At 62.5% G+C, this 21,429-nt stretch carries 12 protein-coding genes and 1 riboswitch; of the genes, 8 read left to right on the top strand and 4 right to left on the bottom strand.

Annotated elements, in window-relative coordinates:
* Nucleotides 1-19: 19 nt before the first annotated feature.
* Entirely contained in the window at nt 20-3,349 is a 3,330-nt protein-coding gene (locus tag J0L98_RS00240; RefSeq protein ID WP_296409240.1) for an EAL domain-containing protein, read from the bottom strand.
* A 398-nt stretch (nt 3,350-3,747) separates the two neighbouring features.
* Between J0L98_RS00240 and J0L98_RS00235 the strand changes: the two genes are divergently transcribed.
* The 8 genes from J0L98_RS00235 to J0L98_RS00200 all read left to right on the top strand — a co-directional run bounded on the left by J0L98_RS00235 (nt 3,748) and on the right by J0L98_RS00200 (nt 16,689).
* Entirely contained in the window at nt 3,748-5,643 is a 1,896-nt protein-coding gene (locus J0L98_RS00235; RefSeq protein ID WP_296409238.1) for a potassium transporter Kup, read from the top strand.
* 273 nt (nt 5,644-5,916) lie between these two features.
* The gene (locus tag J0L98_RS00230) at nt 5,917-7,302 is read left to right on the top strand and encodes a TIGR03013 family XrtA/PEP-CTERM system glycosyltransferase (protein ID WP_296409236.1); all 1,386 of its coding nucleotides are present in this window, start codon (nt 5,917-5,919) and stop codon (nt 7,300-7,302) included.
* Nucleotides 7,303-7,376: 74 nt separating this feature from the next.
* Complete coding sequence (prsK, locus tag J0L98_RS00225) at nt 7,377-9,476, top strand: XrtA/PEP-CTERM system histidine kinase PrsK (RefSeq protein ID WP_296409235.1); 2,100 nt, start codon at nt 7,377-7,379, stop codon at nt 9,474-9,476.
* A 4-nt stretch (nt 9,477-9,480) separates the two neighbouring features.
* Complete coding sequence (gene prsR, locus J0L98_RS00220) at nt 9,481-10,851, top strand: PEP-CTERM-box response regulator transcription factor (protein ID WP_296409234.1); 1,371 nt, start codon at nt 9,481-9,483, stop codon at nt 10,849-10,851.
* Nucleotides 10,852-10,868: 17 nt separating this feature from the next.
* Nucleotides 10,869-13,652 carry an XrtA/PEP-CTERM system TPR-repeat protein PrsT gene (prsT, locus tag J0L98_RS00215; protein ID WP_296409231.1) on the top strand — a complete coding sequence of 928 codons (2,784 nt, stop codon included), beginning with the start codon at nt 10,869-10,871 and terminating at the stop codon, nt 13,650-13,652.
* A 42-nt stretch (nt 13,653-13,694) separates the two neighbouring features.
* Nucleotides 13,695-14,975: a nucleotide sugar dehydrogenase gene (locus tag J0L98_RS00210; RefSeq protein ID WP_296409230.1), complete on the top strand. Its 1,281-nt coding sequence runs from the start codon at nt 13,695-13,697 to the stop codon at nt 14,973-14,975.
* Nucleotides 14,963-15,910, top strand: coding sequence for a transglycosylase SLT domain-containing protein (locus J0L98_RS00205; protein ID WP_296409229.1), 948 nt, complete (start codon nt 14,963-14,965; stop codon nt 15,908-15,910). Before J0L98_RS00210 ends, J0L98_RS00205 begins: the two co-directional genes overlap by 13 nt.
* A 77-nt stretch (nt 15,911-15,987) precedes the next feature.
* The gene (locus J0L98_RS00200; RefSeq protein WP_296409227.1) at nt 15,988-16,689 is read left to right on the top strand and encodes a serine protease; all 702 of its coding nucleotides are present in this window, start codon (nt 15,988-15,990) and stop codon (nt 16,687-16,689) included.
* Between the two features lie 52 nt (nt 16,690-16,741).
* Here the strand turns inward: J0L98_RS00200 and gcvP are convergent, their stop codons facing one another.
* The 3 genes from gcvP to gcvT form a co-directional block, all read right to left on the bottom strand.
* The gene (gene gcvP / locus J0L98_RS00195) at nt 16,742-19,633 is read right to left on the bottom strand and encodes an aminomethyl-transferring glycine dehydrogenase (RefSeq protein WP_296409226.1); all 2,892 of its coding nucleotides are present in this window, start codon (nt 19,631-19,633) and stop codon (nt 16,742-16,744) included.
* Nucleotides 19,634-19,711: 78 nt separating this feature from the next.
* Nucleotides 19,712-20,089, bottom strand: coding sequence for a glycine cleavage system protein GcvH (gene gcvH, locus J0L98_RS00190; protein WP_296409225.1), 378 nt, complete (start codon nt 20,087-20,089; stop codon nt 19,712-19,714).
* A 53-nt stretch (nt 20,090-20,142) separates the two neighbouring features.
* Entirely contained in the window at nt 20,143-21,225 is a 1,083-nt protein-coding gene (gcvT, locus tag J0L98_RS00185; protein WP_296409224.1) for a glycine cleavage system aminomethyltransferase GcvT, read from the bottom strand.
* Nucleotides 21,226-21,291: 66 nt separating this feature from the next.
* A riboswitch (glycine riboswitch) is annotated at nt 21,292-21,414 on the bottom strand.
* Nucleotides 21,415-21,429: the final 15 nt, after the last annotated feature.

The raw sequence follows: 21,429 nt of genomic DNA, 5'->3' as shown, positions 1-21,429 counted from the left end.
TGGACATCCGGCCGGCTAGCTACGGTTCCGCCCCAACTGCCTCCAACCTGGATCCGTCGGGGCCGGCGGCCAGCAGGGTGCTGATGTCGGCGGCGCGGAGGGGGCGCGCGAAGAGGTAGCCTTGCATGATCGGGCAATGGCGCTGGAGCAGGAAGTCCCGTTGGGCTTCCGTTTCGACCCCCTCGGCGACGACCTCCAGACCCAGATCCCGGGCGATGGACAGGGTTGCCGTAGCGATTGCCGCATCCTCCGCATCTCCCGGCAGATCCTGCACGAAGGATCGGTCGATCTTGAGTCGCGTGAGGGGCAGGCGCTTGAGGTAGACCAGGCTGGAGTAGCCGGTGCCGAAGTCGTCCAGGGCCAACCCCAGACCCAGGTTGCGGAGGGCAGTGAACTGCGCTTCGATGTCGGCGCTGGGTTGCATCAAGGCGCTCTCCGTCAGTTCAAGCTCGAAGCTTGCGGGTGACACCCCCGCATCCGCGAATGCCTGACGGACGCGATCAACGAAGCCAGGTCGCCGGAACTGCAGGGCCGAGATATTGATGGCTACGGTCAGGGGCGGCAGCCCGGCAGCCTGCCAGGCAGCTTGCTGACGTGCAGCTTCATGCAGCACCCAGTCACCGATGGCCTCGATGAGCCCGGTTTCTTCGGCGAGCGGGATGAACTCACCAGGGGGGATGCGCCCCCTTTCCGGATGGTTCCAGCGAACAAGGGCCTCCACGCCGACCAGGCGCTGACCCGGCATGGCCCACTGGGGTTGATAGTCCAGTTCCAGTTCATGGCGTTCGAGGGCCCGGCGCAGGGCGTTCTCGAGGGTCAGGCGGGCGCAGGCGCGGCTGTTCATGTCCTGCGTGAAGAAGCGGAAATCGTTTCGACCGGCGCTCTTGGCGTCGTACATCGCCGTATCCGCGTGCTTGAGGAGTTGATCCACGTCGTTGCCATCGCCCGGGTGGAGGGCGATGCCGATACTGGTGGAGATGGAGAGCTCCTGACCGTCAATATCAAAGGGGCGGACCAGGCTGGCGATGAGCTTGCGGGCAACCACGGCGGCATCCTCTGCGTGGTTGAGCTGGGGCAGGAGGACGACGAACTCGTCGCCCCCCAGTCGCGCCAGGATATCTTCCTCCCGCAGGCATGTGCTCAGGCGTCGGGCGGCAGCAGACAACAGGCGGTCGCCGACCGGATGGCCCAGGGTGTCGTTGATCTTCTTGAAATTGTCCAGGTCGAGGAAGAGAACGCCCGCTTGCAGGTGGTTGCGGCGGGCGATGGCGAGCGCTTGATCCGTGCGGTTGATCCACAGACTCCGGTTGGGCAGGCCGGTAAGCACGTCATAGTGGGCGAGGTAGTGGATGTGGGCTTCTGAGGCCCGGTTGTCGGTGACGTCCTGGACCGTTCCGCGCAGGGTTCTGCCCATGTGCGGGCCGCTGCCGGCCTCGATGGTGAAGTGCACGATGCGCGGGGACTTGTCCTGATCGCTGCTGCGCAGCCGGACGTCAAAGCTGGTGCCGACGAGGCCCTGCGCCACATCGTCGAAGGCCTGCTGGAGGCGGGGCTGATCATCGGGGTGGAGCGCTGCAAGCAGGTTGGCGCAATTGCTCTCCTGGCTGTGGGGTACCCGCAGCACGGAGAATAGTTCCGTCGACCAGTGACCTTGTCCGGTTTGCAGGTCGGCTTCCCAGCTTCCCAGTTGGGCGATCCGCTCGGCGTGGGTGAGCATGGCCCGCTGGGCGCGGAGGCGTCGGCTGGCATCGGCCAGTTCGGCGGTACGCTGCCGGACCAACTCTTCGATGCGCTGGGCACGCCCGGTCGACGTCAGCAGGAAGGCACCCAGCATGCCCGTGCTGAGCAGCCCGATGGCAAGCAGGGTCCACGCTTCCCAGCCGCGGTGGTGGGATGCGTAGGACGGCTCCGCGATGAAACGAAGGGTCCAGGTACGGCCGCCGAAGTCGAAGTCCTCGACCCATGGGGTCAGCCCCGCGATGCGCTGCTCACCTGCGTCCGGACAATTCTCCACACCGGCAAGGCGGCGCCCGGTGCCCGCTTTCGGTGCCTTTTCGGCCAGACAATAGGCGACGCCACTGATGGGATTGCGCTGGAGGACGCTGTTGACTGCGTCCTCGATGCGCAGGGCGACGAAGACAAAGCCATCGGCACGTGTTTGGTGCTGGTCAGGGGCGGGGCTGGTGCGCTGGTAAATCACTACACCGAGCTTGCTTTCCGTTTCCTGGGTGAGCTCGAAGGCCTGGGTTGCCGCCGCGCGCCCGGTCCCCCGGGTACGGGCAAGGGCTTCGGTGGAGATGGGCACGGAGAGAACATTGAGGCCGATGGCCCGGCGGTTGGATGCCAGCGGGGAAATGAAGCGGATCGGGTAGTACTCGGCGGATGGAGGGGAGGCATGGAGTGCCCTGTTTGCGTCACGGTCACGGATGGCGAAATCGGGTGAGCCAGGGGAGCGGCGTGCGGACGCCTCGAAGCGGCCGCGCTTGTCGTGGGATACACGCGGGATCCATCCTATTGCCTGGATCCCCTCGAAGCGTGATAGCCAGGGCATCGCAAACTGATGAAAGCCGTCTTCGTCCAGATGCGGGGCGGCCACCATGACCCTTTCCGTAGCCTGCAGTACGTCGTTGTAGTTGGCGAAGCGCTTGAGCAGCAGGCTGCCCTGATAGTGGGCATCCCGTTCGAAGCGGCTCTGCAGGCGCTCTTGCTCCCACTGGGCGAGCTGGGTCTGGAGCCCGGCGAGCAGTACCAGGGCGACCGTCATGGGCAAGGCCAGGGTGAGCCGTCGGGGTGCCCATTGGTGGCGTGGTTGGCCGAGGAAGACGAAGGTCAGCGGGGTGGCGATGAGGATGCCGATGGCGTCACCTGCCCACCAGTTCCACCAGGTATACGGCCCCTCAGCAAGGGGAATGGCACCCGACAGAATCAGGGATGCGGTGCCGAAGCTGGCGCCGATCAGGCAGCTCGCGGGCCCGGCCAGGAACAGGAATCGCAATGTGGTCGAGGCGCTGTCGAGCCCCTCCGGAAAGCGCCCCCAGCGTCTCGCCAGGGCACGACCGGCGAAGGCTTGAAGAACGGATCCGACGGCGACCATCAGCGGGGTGAGCCAGGCCCAGCCTTCAAGTCCGGACCGCATCACGGCTTCGATGTTGGTCAGGAGGGCGCCGATGAAGATGGCTGGCCAGATGCGTTGCCCGAAGATCAGGACGGCGGCAAGGGCAATGCCTGCCGGTGGATAGAGTGGTGAGACGTAGCCGGGGGGAATGGCAATGTGCAGGGCCAGCAGTCCGCATACTGCATAGGCGCCGCAGATGATGGCAAGGTGTTTCAGGTAGGGCGTTAGGCGCATGCGGCGTTGAGATCCAGGCTTTGGGAATGGCTGCTTGTCACGCCGGCCTCCGGGTGGGTTTCGCCCGATAGGGGCTCGAGAGGGAGGTGCTCCATTCGCCAGTTACCCATGATTATCGGCCCCCACGTGGCGGGCTTCAGTCCTGGCTGGCGATTTCTTGGTGTCGCCCAAGGCGTCACCCCGAAGCGGCCATCCCTACCGTCCGGGGATCTGAGCCTCGGCGTATCAGGTGACGCACTCACCGCCGGCTATACGCGTCCTCTTTTGCTGCGATGCGGTAGTATCTCGGTCCCGCAGGGCTCCAGACGTCTGAATTGTCGGATGTTGCTTTGCGGAATCCGAGATCGCGGTTCCGGGTGAGGTGTTTGTTTCGAATCGGCGTGTGCCGGGAGGGTGGAATGTCAGCAGTGCTTGCCGAAGGTCAGGACAAGCGATCCACGGCCGAGGTGCTTCCAGTGGCGCTAGCCGCCATGGGAGTGGTCTTTGGCGATATCGGTACGAGTCCCCTGTACACGATGAAGGAGGTCTTCAACGTGCATCATGGGCTCGCGGTGACCCCGGCCAATGTGCTTGGTGTGCTGTCACTGGTGTTCTGGGCGTTGACCATCGTGGTGTCCCTGAAGTACGTGGTTTACATCACCCGCGCCGACAACCGGGGGGAGGGGGGGATCATGGCGCTGACCTCCCTGGCCCTGCGAACCACCCGTTCGCCCCGCCTCGCCCGCTTGATGTCGGCAGTCGGCCTGTTCGGAGCCGCCCTGTTTTACGGTGATGGTGTGATCACCCCGGCCATTTCGGTGCTTTCTGCTGTCGAGGGGCTGGAAGTGGCGACGCCGGCCTTCCGTCCCTTTGTGCTGCCGATATCCCTGGTGGTGCTGACGGGGCTGTTCGTGATCCAGAGCAAGGGGACCGCGCGGGTGGGCGCCGTTTTCGGTCCGGTGATGTTGTTCTGGTTCGCCACTCTTGGGGTACTCGGGACCATGAATGTGGTCCGTCACCCGGATGTGCTGCAGGCCTTCAATCCGCTGCACGCGGTGCACTTCTTCGCGGCCAACAAGGGCATCGGCTTTCTGGCTTTGGGGGCGATCGTGCTGGCGATCACCGGAGGGGAGGCCCTGTATGCCGACATGGGGCATTTTGGTCGCCGTCCGATCAAGCTCGCCTGGTTCGGCTTTGTCTTTCCTGCGCTATACCTGAACTATCTGGGGCAGGGCGCCTTGATTCTCGACGACCCTTCGGCGGTGCAGAACCCTTTCTACCTCCTGGTTCCGGAGCCTTTGCTTTATCCCATGGTCGGCCTGTCGACACTGGCCACCATCATTGCCTCCCAGGCGGTCATATCCGGTGCCTTCTCCCTCACCAAGCAGGCAGTACAGCTGGGCTATTCGCCCCGGGTGCATATCATTCATACCTCTGAAAAGGAGGTTGGTCAGATTTATGTTCCGAATGTGAACTGGATGCTGTTGGGCGCGGTGATTGCCCTGGTCCTGGGGTTCCGGTCATCCAGCGCCCTGGCTTCGGCCTACGGCATTGCGGTGACGCTGACGATGATGATCGACACCCTGTTGGCGTTTCTTGTCGTCCGGGCTCTGTGGAAGTGGGGGTGGGGTTCCGCCCTGGCCTTTGTCGCAGTGTTCCTCACCGTGGATTTCGCCTTCTTTGCCGCGAATACGGTCAAGATCTTTGATGGGGGCTGGTTTCCGCTGGTCCTGGGCCTGTTCATCCACGCCCTGCTGATGATCTGGAAGAGGGGGAGGGCGGCCCTGACGGAGAGAATGCAGGTGGATACCATGCCCCTCGATCTGTTCATCCAGTCCATGTTCCACGATCCGCCGATACGTGTGCCCGGGACAGGGGTGTTCATGACGACGGCGCCGGACGGTGTTCCGCGCGCCTTGCTGCATAACCTGCTGCACAACAAGGTTCTGCATGCCCGCGTAGTGCTCGTAACAATGATCACCGAAGATGTTCCCTACGTGCCGGCGAGCGAGCGGGTGCAGGTCGAGGAACTGGATTTCGGTTTCTACCGGGTGTTCGTACGCTACGGGTTCAAGGACGATCCGGACATCCCTGCCGCGCTGGCGCTTGCCGAGGGTCAGGGTTTGCCTTTCGTCCTGATGGAATCGTCTTTCTTCCTGGGGCGGGAGACGCTCATTCCACGGGCAGGTTCACTCCTCGGGCGCTGGCGTGAGCAGATCTTCATCCTGATGTTCAGGAACGCCCACAGTGCAGCCGACTTCTTCTGTATCCCGGCCAATCGGGTCGTTGAGTTTGGCACCCAGATCGAGTTGTAGGACGACCGCAGGGGCGATGGGTGTCGATCAGGGGAATTTATGTGAAATGTAATTATCGCGTGACGGGGATCACGGGGGCTGAGGTGGCTTCGCGCTATTGTTCGAACATACATTTTTTCACGCATTTTGCAATTTTGATGGGCGCTGACAGAACGGTCCGACCCGTTCTTCATACATAATGCGCCGCAACATATCGGGCGCGCGTGTGCCGGCCTGACCTTAGAACATCCAACTGCATGGGCGGCAGCCTCCAAAGGGTTGCCGAAGCTTGAGATGCTGAAACTTTTCAATCATTACGTTCCGTCCAGTACCGTCCTGCAGGTGCTCTTCGATGCAATGCTCCTGTTCTTCGCGGTGATCGCCGTGTTCGTGCTGCAGAGCAAGGTGGATGGTGCCGTTCTGGCAACGGTGGTGCCTTCGGCTTTCGCTTTTGCCGTTACGATGATGATCCTCAACGGCGCCCTCGGGCTTTACCGGGTGAGTTTCGGCGGGGGGGTCCGCGAGACGCTGATGCGTGTCGCGATGTCAATCGCTCTCAGTATTCCTGTGGCCTACGGTATCTTTCAGGTCTTGCCGTGGGGTGAGTTTGCCCACGAGGCGATGGAACTCAATGTGGTGGCGCTGCTCGGTTTTGTCGTAGTGGCGCGCGGTTTTGCTGTTCGGCGTGTGGGAGCGGGTGTGCTGGTTAAACGGATCATGGTGATCGGGACGGGAGCCGATGCGGTGGCGGTCGAGCATGCGCTTACGCACTCTCCCAGCAGGGGGCTGCAGGTTGTGGGTTTCTTTCCGTCCGGTCCCGGCGAGGAAGTACGTGTTGACCCTAAGCGGATCATCCATGTCGAAGGGAGTCTGCTGGCAACGGCGAATCATCTCCGCGTCAATGAGATCATTGTTGCGCTCAAGGAGAGGCGCGGCGGGGTGATCCCCCTGCGGGAGCTGCTTGATTGCAAGATGGCAGGTATCAAGGTGCTCGACCTTTCCAGCTTCTTCGAACGTGTTCGCGGTCAGGTTCGCATTGACTCCCTGCGTGCCAGCTGGCTCATCTATGGTGAGGGCTTCCGTCAGGGCTGGAGCCGTACGCTGGTCAAGCGTATCTTCGATATCGTTGCTTCCCTGATCCTGCTGATCCTGGCTGCGCCGGTGATGGTGCTGGCAGCGTTGCTGATCGTTATCGAGGACGGCGCGCCGGTGTTCTACCGTCAAGAGCGGGTTGGTCTGGGCGGACGTCTCTTCAAAGTGACCAAGTTCCGCAGCATGCGTCGGGACGCGGAGCGTGATGGCAAGCCCCGTTGGGCCAGCGCCAACGATGATCGTGTGACCCGCGTCGGGCGTTTCATCCGCAAGGTGCGTATCGATGAGCTGCCCCAGCTGTTCAATGTCCTGAAAGGGGATATGAGTCTGGTTGGCCCGCGTCCGGAGCGCCCCTTCTTCGTCGATCAGCTTACTCGCGACATCCCTTTCTACGCCGTGCGGCACTGCGTGAAGCCGGGGGTTACGGGTTGGGCCCAGGTTCGCTACCAGTATGGTTCGTCGGTTGATGATGCCATCAACAAACTGCAGTACGATCTCTACTACGTGAAAAACCACACCCTGTTCCTTGATACGGTGGTTCTTTTCGAGACGGTTCGGGTGGTGCTGACGGGTGACGGTGCCCACTGATTTCGCCCCTTCCCTGTAAGGGGAGGTCAGACGCTCCCGCTGTTCGGGAGCGTTTGTTTTTCTGCTGAGGCCCGATGGAACCCACGTTTTCCCAGGTTGCTGCGTGGAGTCACGCAATTGCAGCGGTCATCCATGCACTGTTTGCGGTCTATCTTGGCTTGGCGTGGCGCAATGGTTCGCGGGGTTCATTTCTCATTGCTGCCATGGGTGTCAGTGCCCTCTGGGCATCTGCCAACTGGGCTTTTGCCCTGACCGGGTGGAATTGGCTTTTTCTGCTGGGCAACCTGCTTGACGTGCTGCGCATGGGTGCCTGGTTCGGGTTCCTGGTGGCGCTGGTGTTTCAGCCCACAGCCGAGTACGAAGGGGAGGTGCCCCCTAGATGGCCGAAGCCCATGACGCTCGCGGTCGTCTCACTGGGCGCTGCGGGAGTGCTGTGTTTCAGCATGGGGTTGCCTGTTTACGGCACGCCGCTGCGAACCTGGGCGACGACCTCGTTGATGACCTCGGTCTTCGGGCTTGTGCTGCTTGAGCTGTTCTATCGCTCGGTTCCCGAACGCTCGCGCTGGGGTATCAAGCCCATGGTGCTGGCACTCGGTGGGCTGTTCGCCTTCGACGTCTACCTTTTTGCCGACGCTCTCCTCTTCAGTCGGATTCACCCGGTCATCTGGAGTGCGCGGGCGTTCGCCCATACCTTGACCATTCCTCTGGTGGCGCTTTCCGCCTCGCGAAATCCCGAATGGACTTTCCGGATTTCGATCTCCCGGCACGTGGTTTTCCACTCCACAGCCTTGGCGGTTTCAGGTGTCTATCTGCTGCTGATCGCCGGGGCGGGATACTACATGCGCTATTTCGGTGGCGAGTGGGGCGAGGCGCTGCAACTGGTACTGCTTTTTGGTGGTGTGCTGTTCCTTGGTGTTCTGATTTTCTCGGGCGCGTTTCGCGCACGTCTGCGGGTCTTGCTCGCCAAGCACTTTTTCGCCTATCGCTACGACTACCGCACCGAGTGGCTGGGGGTGACGCAGGCCCTGTCCGTCGCCGGGGATGGGCTCAGCCTTGGTGAGTCTGTGGTCAAGGCTCTGGCGGATCTGGTTGAGAGTCCCGGTGGGGGTGTGTGGCTTCGGGATGCAAGCGGCTGCTTCAGCCAGCAGGCACGTCTGAACATGCCACATTACGGGGTTGTGGAGAAGGAGGGGTCGGCCTTCACGGGCTTTCTGCTCGAGCGGGAGTGGGTGGTCAATCTGGCGGAGCTGCGAAGCGGTTTCTCGGTAGGTGGTGGCGAGGTGTCAATACCGGAGTGGGCATCTGAAATCACCGACATGTGGTTGATCGTTCCCCTCATTTCCTCCGGGGTTCTGGTGGGGTTCGTCATCTTGCTGACGCCACGTACTCCCATTGACGTAAACTGGGAAGTACTCGATCTTTTGAAAATGGCCGGTCGGCAGGCGGCCAGCTACTTTGCCCGCATGCAGGCCACTGAAGCCCTCCTTGAGGCCCGCAAGTTCGATGCCTTCAATCGGATGTCGGCCTTTGTGGTGCATGATCTAAAAAATCTGGTGGCCCAAATGTCCCTGATGTTGCGCAACGCCGAGCGACACAAGGACAATCCGGAGTTCCAGGCTGACATGCTGGATACCGTCCGTCACGTGGAGGAACGGATGCGCGGCCTGATGACTCAATTGATGGAGAAGACGCCGATCAACCAGCCCAAGCCCGTGTCCCTCAAAGGGCTGGTCAAGCACGTGGTGCAGTCGAAGCGAATGTTCATCCCCTGTCCCGTTCTCGCCGAAGGCGCCCCCGAAATCTCCGTCCTGGCCCATGCGGAGCGGCTTGAGCGCATCCTCGGGCATATCGTGCAAAATGCCCTCGACGCAACTCCCGAGCATGGTAGTGTGTCAGTGGAGCTATCCCAGGAGCGTAATCAGGCATGCATCACGGTTCGGGATACCGGGTCGGGTATGTCTGCTGCCTTTATTCGGGAACAACTTTTCAAGCCTTTCCAGACGACTAAGGCGAGCGGAATGGGCATCGGCGCCTACGAGGCACAGCAATATGTGCAGGAACTGGGGGGGAGTTTGACCGTTGTCAGTGACGTGGGCACGGGAACCCGGTTCGATATCCGATTGCCCATTGCAGCGTCCGTCCGGAATGACGGTAACGAAGCGATGGCAAACTAGGAATATGAGCGAGAAACGCAGGACATTGCTGATCGTCGAGGACGATCCCGCACTGCAGAAGCAGATGCGCTGGGCCTTCGACCAGTATGAAACAGTGGTTGCTAACAATCGGGAAGAGGCCATTGCCCAATTGCGGCGGCATGAGCCTGCGGTCGTCACGATGGATCTCGGACTTCCGCCGTTTCCCGATGATGTGACGGAGGGCTTCCGCCTTCTCGGCGAGATTCTGGCATTGGCGCCAGACACCAAGGTCGTCGTCCTGACCGGGCAGCATGATAGGGAAAACGCCGTTCGCGCAGTGGGGATGGGGGCGTATGATTTTTTTGCCAAGCCCTTCGAGCCTGAGCTCCTTTCCTTGACCCTTGACCGGGCGCTGCGGCTCTACGATCTGCAACAAGACAACCGCCGCCTGAAGGTCCAGCAGGGCAGTGCCCTGTCGGGCGTGATCACGCGGGATGGCGGAATGCTCAAGTTGTGTCGGTTGATTGAGCGTGTGGCTTCTGCGAACGTGACAGTGATGCTTCTCGGAGAGAGCGGGACGGGCAAGGAGGTGCTGGCCCGGGGGTTGCATGAGCTGTCGCCACGCCGTAACGAGCGCTTTGTAGCGATCAACTGTGCTGCCATTCCCGAGAATCTTCTGGAGAGTGAGCTGTTCGGCTATGAGAAGGGGGCGTTCACGGGGGCTGTCAAGCAAACGCTTGGCAAGATCGAGGTGGCCAACAAGGGCACGTTGTTTCTTGATGAAATCGGTGATCTTCCGATGCCCCTGCAGGCCAAACTGTTGCGCTTCCTCCAGGAGCGGGTGATCGAACGTATCGGCGGGCGGGACGAGATTCCCGTCGATGTCCGCATCGTCTGCGCCACTCATCAGGATGTGAAGGGGCTTATCCAGGCCGGGCGATTCCGCGAGGATCTCTACTATCGGCTTGCCGAGATCGTGGTGGATATTCCCGCGTTGCGTGATCGCGACGGCGATGCCGTGCTGCTTGCCCATGCTTTCGTGCAGCGCTTTGCCAATGACCATGGGCGTGGCTCCATGTCGCTCACCGATGATGCGGTGCAGAGTATCGAGATGCACCGCTGGCCCGGTAACATCCGCGAGTTGGAGAACGCCATCAAGCGTGCAGTGATCATGGCCGACGGGAACTGCATCACCGCCAATGACATCGGCCTGAATCAGGATGACAGCGATGAGGGATTGCAGGCCCTCAATCTGCGTGAGGTGCGCGAAGAGGCCGAGCGGCGTGCCGTCGTCCGCGTCATGGCCAGGGTGAATGGCAACGTGGCGCGGGCTGCCGAGGTGCTGGGTATCAGCCGCCCCACTCTCTATGATTTGATGAACCGTTTCGGACTCAAGAAAGAAATCTCAACGTGATTCAAGGATCCATGCAGATGCGTTCCCAGACCAAACAAAACCGGGTGCGGAACACCGCCGTCAGCGCCCTCTGTGTACTTCTGCTCGCGGCCTGCGGAGACAGTCCGGAGTCCATGCTTGCATCGGCCAAGGCGTACATGGCCAAGAATGATCGCAACGCGGCTTCGATCCAGTTGAAGAATGCGTTGCAGAAGAATCCGACTTTTGCCGAGGCGCGTTTTCTACTGGGCAAGGTGAATTTCGATCAGGGTGATTATGCCGGCGCCGAGAAAGAGCTTACCCGTGCCCTTGATATGGGTTTTTCACCGGATGAGGTTGTTCCGCTGCTTGCCCAGGCCATGCTTGCCGGTGGTCAAGGGCAGCGCATCATCACCGAATTGGGTAGCAAGGAGCTGAGCCAGTCTGAAGCGAAGGCTTCGCTGATGACGTCCAAGGGTTTTGCCTTGCTTCAACAGGGCAAGCGCATTCCCGCCCAAGAGGAGTTTAACGGGGCCATCAAGGCGTCGGCCGGCTTTCCGCTGGCACGAGTCGGGCTTGCCCGCATGCGTGCCCTTGATCGGGATCTTGATGGCGCGATGGTAGATGTGGATGCGGTGTTGAAGGACTCGCCCAAGTTGCCGGAAGCCCATAGCCTGCGCGGAGATCTGCTGCTGGCCAAGAACCGGACCGACGAAGCCATTACTGCCTATGAAGCGGTGATAGAGGGGAAGCCGACCGAGATTGCTGCCTACCAGAGCGTGATCTCGCTACTGATCCGTGCCAACAAGCTTGAAGCTGCCCAGGCCAAGGTTGGCGCCTTGCGGAAGGCTGTGGGAAATCACCCGCTGGCGATCTACATGCAGGCCTTTCTTGACCTGAAGAACGGCAAGAACAAGGAGGCCTATGAGGGTATTCAGCAGGTGCTGCGAGTTGCCCCCGAGTATGTTCCGGCGTTGCTCCTGGCCGCGTCGCTGCAGTTGCAGCGAAATGATTTTTCCCAGGCGCAGGAAAACCTGACCAAGGTGCTCGATAAGGTGCCAGGCCATCTGTATGCGCGGCGTCTGCTGGTGTCCGCCTATCTGGGGATGCGTGAGCCGGGCAAGGCTCTCGAGTTGCTCCAGCCTCTGACAAAGGACAATTCCGAGGACGTCGCGGTGCTGAATCTTGCGGGGCAGGTGTACGCCATGAATGGTGATTTCACCCGTTCGGAGGAGTACTTCGCGCGCGCGGCCAAGGCTGACCCCAACAACGCCCAATTCCGGACTCGGCTCGGTGTGTCGCGACTCGCCGGCGGCGAAACAGAGCGCGCCTTCCAGGATCTTGAGGCTGCTTCCGCACTGGACGCTGAGAACATCCAGGCCGACGTCACCCTGATCATGGCGCACCTGCGGCGCAATGAGACTGCCAAGGCCATGGCTGCGGTTCAGACGCTCGAGAAGAAGAAGCCCAATGACCCCGTCACCCACAACATGAAGGGTGGCGTTCTACTGGTACTCAAGGACAGTGCCGGCGCGCGAAAGGCCTTCGAGAAGGCTCTGGAGCTGAAATCGGACTTCCTGCCGGCGCTGAGCAATCTGGCCCGCCTTGACATCCAGGACAAGCAGCTCGATGTGGCCCGCAAACGCTACGAAGGCTTCCTGTCCAAGAATCCTAGCCATGCGCAGGCCTACCTGCAGTACGCCGAGTTCATGGCGATGACGGGAGCGCAGGCCAAGGACGTGCAGACGGTCCTCGAGAAGGGCCTGGCGGCCAGTCCCACTTCGCTTCCCGTACGTCTGGCTCTGGTGCGCTTGCTTGTCCAGTCGGGCGATGTGAAGCGTGCTTTGAGTCTTTCCCAGGAGGCTGCTGCAACGGCTCCGGATGAGCCTGCGGTGCTTGATCTTCTCGGTCGCTCCCAGGTCGCTGCAGGTGAAACGCAGCAAGCTCTTGCGACCTATAACAAGCTCGTTGCGCGTGTCCCCTCATCGCCCATTCCGCTCATCGCCATTGCTGACCTGATGATGAGTTCGAAGGACACCGCAGGGGCGGAGCAGAACCTTCGCAAGGCACTGGCGATCAAGCCCGACTCGCTGGAGGCGCAGCAGCGTCTGGTCGCCGTCCTTCTGAACGACAAGCGGGGTGACGCGGCAATTGCGATTGCGAAAGACGTCCAAAGCCAGCGCAAGGACTTGGCCATCGGTTACGTTCTTGAAGCCGAGAGTCTGCTTGCGATCGACAAACGCGCAGAGGCTGTCAAGCTTTATGAGGAAGCCTACAAGCGTGAGAAGAGCGCTGCTTCGATCATTCGCCTGCATAACGCCCATCTCATGGCCAACCAGTCTTCTGAGGCTGCGAAGCTGGCGGCTGACTGGATCAAGGCGAATCCCAAGGATCTCACGGTCCGGACCTACCTTGCCGAGCGCAGTCTTGCTGAGCAGAAGTACGATCAGGCCGTTCATCAATACCGTCAGATGCAAGAGATCGCGCCGAAGAACCCGATGGTGTTGAACAACCTTGCCTGGGCATTGGGCAAGCTCAATGACAAGAGCGCTGTAGGTGTTGCCCAGCAGGCATTGGCATTGGCGCCAAATAGCCCGGTGATACTCGATACCCTCGGGGTTCTACAGCTTGAAAATGGTGAGAAGGCCAAGGGCCTGGAGAACCTTCGCAAGGCAGTGAGCCTTGGCCCCAGACTTCCGCAGCTACGGTTGAGCCTAGCGAAGGCCCTGGCGGCGAATGGTGACAAGGATGGGGCACGCAAGGAACTGGACGAGGCTCTGAAGAATGCTCCGGAGAAGGCGCCGATCCGCAACGAAATCGACAAGCTCCGCGCCTCACTTTGATTTTATGCATTTCCAACTTGGACTCTTTTCAGGATTGATCCCATGAGTACCGTTGCAGTTATCGGCCTTGGCTACGTTGGCCTGCCCCTCGCTGTCGAGTTCGGCAAGAAGATGAAGACCGTCGGTTTCGACCTGTCGGCTGAAAAGGTTGCGGCCTACGGCCGTTTCGTCGACCCCACCGGCGAAGTCAGTACGGAGGACTTGAAGGCTGCCACTCACCTGACCTGCAGCACTGATCCGACGATCATCGGCGAAGCCGATTTCATCATCGTCGCCGTGCCGACCCCGGTGGACGAGGCCCACCAGCCGGACTTCACCCCCCTGGTGAAGTCCTCCGAGAGCGTCGGCAAGCACATGAAGCGCGGCGCCATCGTGGTGTACGAATCCACCGTCTATCCCGGTGCAACCGAAGAGGTGTGCATCCCCATCCTCGAGAAGTTCTCCGGCATGAAGTGGAAGCAGGACTTCAACGTGGGCTACTCCCCCGAGCGGATCAACCCGGGCGACAAGGAGCGCACCGTCACCAAGATCATGAAGGTGGTCTCCGGCGACACCCCCGAGACCCTCAAGACGGTCGAGGAGGTGTACGGTGCAGTGATCACCGCGGGCGTCTACCCGGCCAGCTCCATCAAGGTGGCCGAGGCCGCCAAGGTGATCGAGAACACCCAGCGCGATCTCAACATCGCCCTGATGAACGAACTCTCGGTGATCTTCCACAAGATCGGTATCGACACCCTGGAAGTGCTCAAGGCGGCCGGCACCAAGTGGAATTTCCTGCCCTTCCGTCCGGGTTTGGTCGGCGGTCACTGCATCGGCGTCGATCCCTACTATCTCACCCACAAGGCCGACATGCTGGGCTACCACCCGCAGGTCATTCTGGCCGGCCGTCGCATCAACGACAGCATGGGCAAGTACGTGGCCGAGCAGACCGTGAAGGAGATGATCAGCGCCGGTCACAATATCAAGGGCGCGGATGTGATCGTCCTCGGTCTCACCTTCAAGGAGAACTGCCCTGACCTGCGCAACAGCAAGGTCATCGACGTGATCCGCGAACTGCAGAGTTTCGGTTGCAACGTGTTGGTGCACGACCCGGTCGCCGAGTCTACCGAAGCCGAGCACGAGTACGGTGTGAGCCTTACGGCCTGGAGCGATCTGCCCCGCGCTTCCGCCATTGTGGCTGCGGTGGCGCACCACGAATATGCCGAGCTGGGCGTGGCGCAGTTGTGCGAGAAGCTGGTGCCCAATGGCGTGTTCACCGATGTGAAGAGCTTCTATGACCCGGCTGCACTCGAAGCTGCCGGCGCAAAGGTGTGGCGACTTTGATTTCCGGGTTCCGGGGGGCGCTCGCGTTCCTGCCTGCCCGGAGAGTCGGGCCGGTTCTTCTGGCAGGGTTTGCCCTGACAGCGGGATCGGCCGGCGCCGTCGCGCCAAATTCCCTATCGGGCGACCTAGAAGGGCTCGTCCAGCAGGCCGTCGCCTTCGAGCACGGGGAGGGGGTTCCCCGCGATCCTTCCCAGGCTGCTGACCTCTATTGCGAGGCGGCACGTGCAGGCAGTGCGGAGGCGATGTACAGCCTTGGCTGGATGTATGCCAACGGCCGCGGCGTCGCGCGTGACGATGCTTACGCAGCGACGCTTTTCGAAATGGCCCTGGCCAAGGGGCATGTCGGCGCAGAGAAGGCACGCAGTGCCGTGGGCGAGTACACCGGAGTGGTGCCGGACTGTCTGCTACCCCGTGCGGCAGACCGTGGTTTTGCGGCAAGGGATAGCTGGGACACGCGGAAGTATCTTGCCTCTCTTCCGGAGCACAAGAAGAAGGTCGTGGAGATGATCACTACCCTGGCGCCCCGTTTTTCGATTGAGCCCAGGTTGGCACTTGCGATTGCAACCACTGAATCCAACTTTGATCCCGGCGCCACCTCGCCCAAGAATGCCATGGGTGTCATGCAGCTGATTCCCGAGACGGCCAGTCGCTTCAATGTCAAGGACAGCTACGATCCGGTTCAGAACATTAAGGGTGGACTGGCCTATCTGCGCTGGCTGCTTGCCTATTATCAGGGCAACGTTGCGCTTGCGGTGGCGGGTTACAACGCAGGTGAAGGTGCCGTGGATCGCTATCGCGGGGTTCCCCCTTACAAGGAGACGCAGAACTACGTGCGGCGGATCCTTGCCTTCTTCCAGCGCAATGATCATCCCTTCGATGCCCGCGTGGTGGCTGCCTCGCCCGCCTTGCAGGCGCTCAAGGCAGCAGGGCAGTGACCACCTCCGTTGGGATCAAAGGTGTTCGTCTTCGGGTTCTTGGGGGCTGTCTTGCATGGCTTCTTCCGGTATCCGCAATGGCCGATCTCCCGGATACGGTCGCACAGGTCAAGCGGTCCGTCGTTGCCGTGGGCACCTTCATGCCTTCCCGAAACCCCCAGTTCCGCTTTCTGGGCACGGGATTTGTCGTGGGTGACGGCAAGCAGGTGGCGACCAACGCCCATGTGATCGCGGCTGCGCCGGACAGCCGCAGTTCGGACGAGCGTCTGGTCGTTGCCCAGCAGTCAAGTTCGGGCAGGGCGAGCGTGCGTCCGGTGGAGCGCGATGAGCGTGACCCGGATCATGATCTGGCCGTGCTGTGGATTGGCGGCGCGCCGATGACACCCTTGCGGCTGGGGGATTCCAATGCGGCACGTGACGGACAGGATGTGGCCCTGACGGGCTTTCCGCTGGGTGCGAGCATGGGCATCGTGCCGGTGACTCATCGGGGCATCATTGCCGCCATCACACCGGTGGGGCAACCCCTGCCGTCGGCCAGCCAGCTTGATTCCAGTGTAGTGCGGCGCCTATCGGTGGGGCGCTACCCGGTGTTTCAGCTGGACATCGTGTCCTATCCGGGCAACAGCGGCAGTCCACTGTATGACGTGAACAGCGGCGAGGTGCTCGGTGTCCTCAACATGGTCTTCATCAAGGGAATGAGGGAGAACGCCATTTCCAGCCCCTCCGGCATTTCCTACGCCATCCCCGTTTCCCACCTGAAAGCACTGCTGGCCCGTTGAGGCGCCGATGCGACCCTTCCCCAAGGGGAAAGGCCGCCTGGCGGTGTCGGCGTCAGCCCAGTTCGTCCATCGGCACGCAGGAGCAGAACAGGTTGCGGTCGCCGTAGACGTCGTCGATACGGTTTACGCTGGGCCAGAACTTGTTGTCGCCGACCCATGTCAGGGGGAAGGCGGCTTCCTGGCGGGAGTAGGGGCGGTCCCAGTCGCCCAAGAGGTCGGCCTGGGTGTGGGGCGCGTTCTTCAGCGGGTTGTTGTCGCCGGGAATGCGGCCTTCTTCGATGGCGCGGATTTCGTTGCGGATGCTCACCATGGCGGCGATGAAGCGATCCAGCTCGCCCTTGTCTTCCGATTCGGTCGGCTCGACCATGATGGTGCCGGCTACCGGGAAGGACATGGTAGGGGCGTGGAAGCCGTAGTCCATCAGGCGCTTGGCGACATCTACCTCGGAGATGCCGGTGGCCGCCTTGATGGGGCGGATGTCGAGGATGCACTCGTGGGCGACACGGCCCTGGCTGCCGGTGTAGAGCACCGGGTAGTGCGCCTTGAGCTGGCTGGCCACGTAGTTGGCATTGAGGATGGCGACTTCGGTGGCGCGCTTCAGGCCGCGGCCGCCCATCATGGTGATGTACATCCAGGAGATCGGTAGGATGCTGGCGGACCCGAACTGCGCTGCAGAGACGGCGCCCTGGCCGGCGTTGGGGCGATCCTCGCTACCGGTCGCAGCGACCGCGTGATCGGCCATGAAGGGTGCTAGATGGGCCTTCAGACCGATGGGGCCCATGCCCGGGCCACCGCCGCCGTGGGGAATGCAGAAGGTCTTGTGCAGGTTCATGTGGCTCACGTCGGCGCCGATGGTGGCGGGGGAGGTGAGACCGACCTGGGCGTTCATGTTGGCCCCATCCATGTACACCTGGCCGCCATACTGATGCACCGTGGCGCAGATCTCGCGGATGGCTTCCTCGAACACGCCGTGGGTGGACGGGTAGGTGATCATCAGGGCGGCGAGCCTGTCGGCGTGCTGTTCGGCCTTGGCCTTGAGGTCGGTCAGATCCACGTTGCCGTTGTCGTCGCAATCGACCACCACCACCTCCATGCCGCACATCTGGGCGGTGGCCGGGTTGGTGCCGTGGGCGGACCTGGGAATCAGGCAGACCTGGCGGTGATGGTCGCCGCGGGCGGCGTGGTAGCGCAGGATTGCCACCAGGCCGGCGTACTCGCCCTGGGCGCCCGAGTTGGGTTGCATGCAGATGGCGTCAAAACCGGTGATCTCGCGGAGCTGGGCGGCGAGGCCTTCGATCATCTCCAGGTAGCCGGTGGTCTGGTCGGCCGGTGCAAAGGGGTGGATGTCGGCAAACTCGGGCCAGGTGACCGGAATCATCTCGCTGGTGGCGTTGAGCTTCATGGTGCACGAGCCCAGGGAGATCATCGAGTGATCCAGCGCCAGATCGCGGTTCTGCAGGCGCTTGAGGTAGCGCAGCATCTCGTGTTCGGTGTGGTGGGTGTTGAACACCGGGTGCGACAGGATCGCGTCGTCACGCAGCAGGGCTTCCGGCAGGTTGCCGCCGCGGGCAGCAACGCTGGCGTCCAGTGCTGCGACATCCGCTGTGGCCCCAAAAAAGGACAGCAGGGCGGCGATGTCGGTGGCGGTGGTCTTCTCGTCGACGGAGATGCCGAGGCCCTTGCCATCCACGTGGCGCAGGTTGTAGCCGGCGGCCTGGGCGGCGGCGTAGATATCAGACGTGCGCGCTCCGGTGCTGACCTGCAGGGTGTCGAAGAACACCTCGGAGGCCATCTCGAAGCCGGCCTGCTTGAGCCCTTCGGCCAGGGTGGCGGCCAGGCGGTGGATGCGTGCGGCGATGGTACGCAGGCCTTCCGGGCCGTGATACACGGCGTACATGCCGGCCATGTTGGCCAGCAGCACCTGGGAGGTACAGATGTTGGAGTTGGCCTTCTCGCGGCGGATGTGCTGCTCGCGGGTCTGCAGGCTCATGCGCAGGGCGGTCTTGCCGCGGGCATCCTTCGACACGCCGATGATGCGGCCCGGCATGGAGCGCACGTGGGCTTCGCGGGTGGCGAAGAAGGCGGCGTGGGGGCCGCCGAAACCCAGCGGAACGCCGAAGCGCTGGGCTGAGCCCAGGGCGATGTCGGCGCCGAGGGCGCCCGGCGACTTGAGCAGGACCAGCGCCAGCAGGTCGGAAGCGACGGCCACCACCGCGCCCTTGGCCTTGAGGCCGCTGATGGCGTCGGAGATGTCGGCCACCTCGCCGCGCTCGTTGGGGTACTGGAGCAGGGCGCCGAAAACGTCATGATGGGCCGCTTCGGCGGCCGGACCGACGATCAGCTCGAAGCCGAAGTAGCCGGCACGGGTGCGCACCACGTCGAGGGTCTGGGGGAAGACGCCTTCGTCCACGAAGAAGCCCTGGCCCTTGACCTTGGAGATGCGCCTGGCCATGGCCATGGCCTCGGCTGCGGCGGTGGCCTCGTCGAGCAGGGAGGCGTTGGCCAGTTCCAGCCCGGTCAGATCGATGACCATCTGCTGGAAGTTGAGCAGCGCCTCCAGACGGCCTTGGGCGATCTCGGCCTGGTAGGGCGTGTAGGCGGTGTACCAGCCAGGGTTCTCCATCACGTTGCGCAGGATGACCTTGGGTGTGATGGTGTCGTAGTAGCCCATGCCGATGAGGGACTTCTTGAGCACGTTCTTGCCGGCGATGGCCTTGAGCCGGGCCAGGGCCACGTGCTCGGCTGTCGGCTCGCCCAGGGCCAGCTCGGTGGGCAGACGGATGCCGGTCGGTACCGTCTGCTGGATCAGCGTGTCCAGGGCGTCGACGCCAACGGCGGCGAGCATGCCGGGCAGCTCGCTGGAACAGGGGCCGATGTGGCGGCGGATGAAGTCATCGCCCTGTTCTAGCGTGGCGAGCGGGGCGGAGAGAAGGGTCTTCGACATGGGAGAACTCGGTTGGGTGACAGTGACAGCAGGGCAGGGCGCGCCGGCCTGGCGCGCCCGCGGTCAGGCAATCGGGGTTCAGCCGATGGTGGCTTCGTAGCCGGCTGCATCCAGCAGGCCTTCCACCTCGGCGGGGTTGGCCGGCTTGATCTTGAACAGCCAGGCGGCGTAAGCGTCGGTATTGACCGACTCGGGGGCGTCGATGGCGGCCTGATTGGCTTCCAGGATCTCGCCGGCCACCGGTGCGTAGATGTCGGAGGCAGCCTTCACGGATTCGATCACGGCGATGGCTTCTTCCTTGGCCACGCTGCGGCCGGCCTCCGGCAGCTCGAGGAAGACCACGTCGCCGAGGGCTTCCTGGGCGTGGTCGGTGATGCCGATGGTGAGGGTGCCGTCAGCTTCGACGCGAACCCATTCGTGGGAGGCGGTGTAACGCAGTTCGGTGGGGGTGCTCATGTCGTGTCCTTGTTCAAGTCGGATGAAAGGGGTTGGATTGGATTTCTGACCAGTCAGACCAGAGCCTTGCCGTTGCGGACGAAGGGGGCCTTGACGACGCGGGCCTTCAGGCGCTTGCCGCGGATGTCCACTTCGACCGCATCGCCGGCCGCGACGCCGAGGGGCAGGCGGGCCAGGGCGATGGACTTCTCAAGGGTCGGGGAAAAGCTGCCGCTGCTGGTCTCGCCTTCACCCAGGGCGGTGAATACCTTCTGGTGCGAGCGCAGGATGCCCCTATCTTCCAGGATCAGGCCGAGGGCCTGTTGGCGTGCGCCGTTGGCGACGAGGGCGGCCTTGCCGACAAAATCGCGGTTTTCGTCCTTGAAGTCCACCGTCCAGGCCAGCCCGGCATCGAGCGGGGAGACGGTTTCGTCCATATCATTGCCGTAAAGCGCCATGCCGGCTTCCAGGCGCAGGGTGTCGCGGGCACCGAGTCCGCAGGGCTTCACGCCGGCAGCAGTCAGCGCGGCCCAGGTGCCGGCGGCCTTGTCCGCTGGCAGCGTGAGCTCGAAGCCGTCTTCGCCGGTGTAGCCCGTGCGGGCAATGAAGATGTCGCCGAAAGTGGCGGCCTGGAAGACCTTGAGTGCGGTGGATGCGGCTTCGGCGCCGGGGATGGCGGCCCAGGTCTTGGCGCGGGCGTTGGGCCCCTGGACGGCGATCATGGCCAGATCACGGCGCACGCTGAGCGTGGCGGCCGCGCCGGTGGCAGCCAGGCGCTGCTGCATCCAGGCGACATCCTTGTCGGCGGTGCCGGCGTTGACGACGATGCGGTATGAGGTGTCGGAGAGGAAATAGACGATCAGGTCGTCAATCACGCCGCCCTGCTCATTGAGCATGCAGGCATAAAGGGCCTTGCCGGGTTCGACGAGCTTGGCCACGTCATTGGCGATCAGGCCGCGCAGGAAGGCCTTCGCGTCGGCGCCCTCCAGGTCCAGGGCCAGCATGTGGGAGACGTCGAACATGCCCGCGTCGCGGCGTACGGCGTGGTGTTCCTCGATCTGGGAGCCGTAATTGACCGGCATGTCCCAGCCGGCGAAGTCGACCATGCGGGCGCCGGCAGCGACGTGGGTGGCGTGAAGGGGGGTGTGTTGGGTCATGGGGCTCTCCGGTGCAATCGTTACAGTGTAGAAAAGCAATGGGGCCGAAGCGACGTGAAAGTCGCTTCGGCCCCATCTGTCCTTTGTACCTGAGAGATTGCAGCGGTGCATGGACCGGCCTGCGTGCCCCTTCGGTGGATGCGGCCAACGCGCGGTGGGCGGGCAGCATCGCTCTCCAGATTGTTGTTTCGTCGGCGGTCCTTT

This window comes from Zoogloea sp., assembly GCF_017302315.1.
Lineage (GTDB): Bacteria > Pseudomonadota > Gammaproteobacteria > Burkholderiales > Rhodocyclaceae > Zoogloea.
The sequence above is the reverse complement of the archived record's forward strand: the minus strand, read 5'-3'. Positions and strand labels throughout refer to the sequence as shown.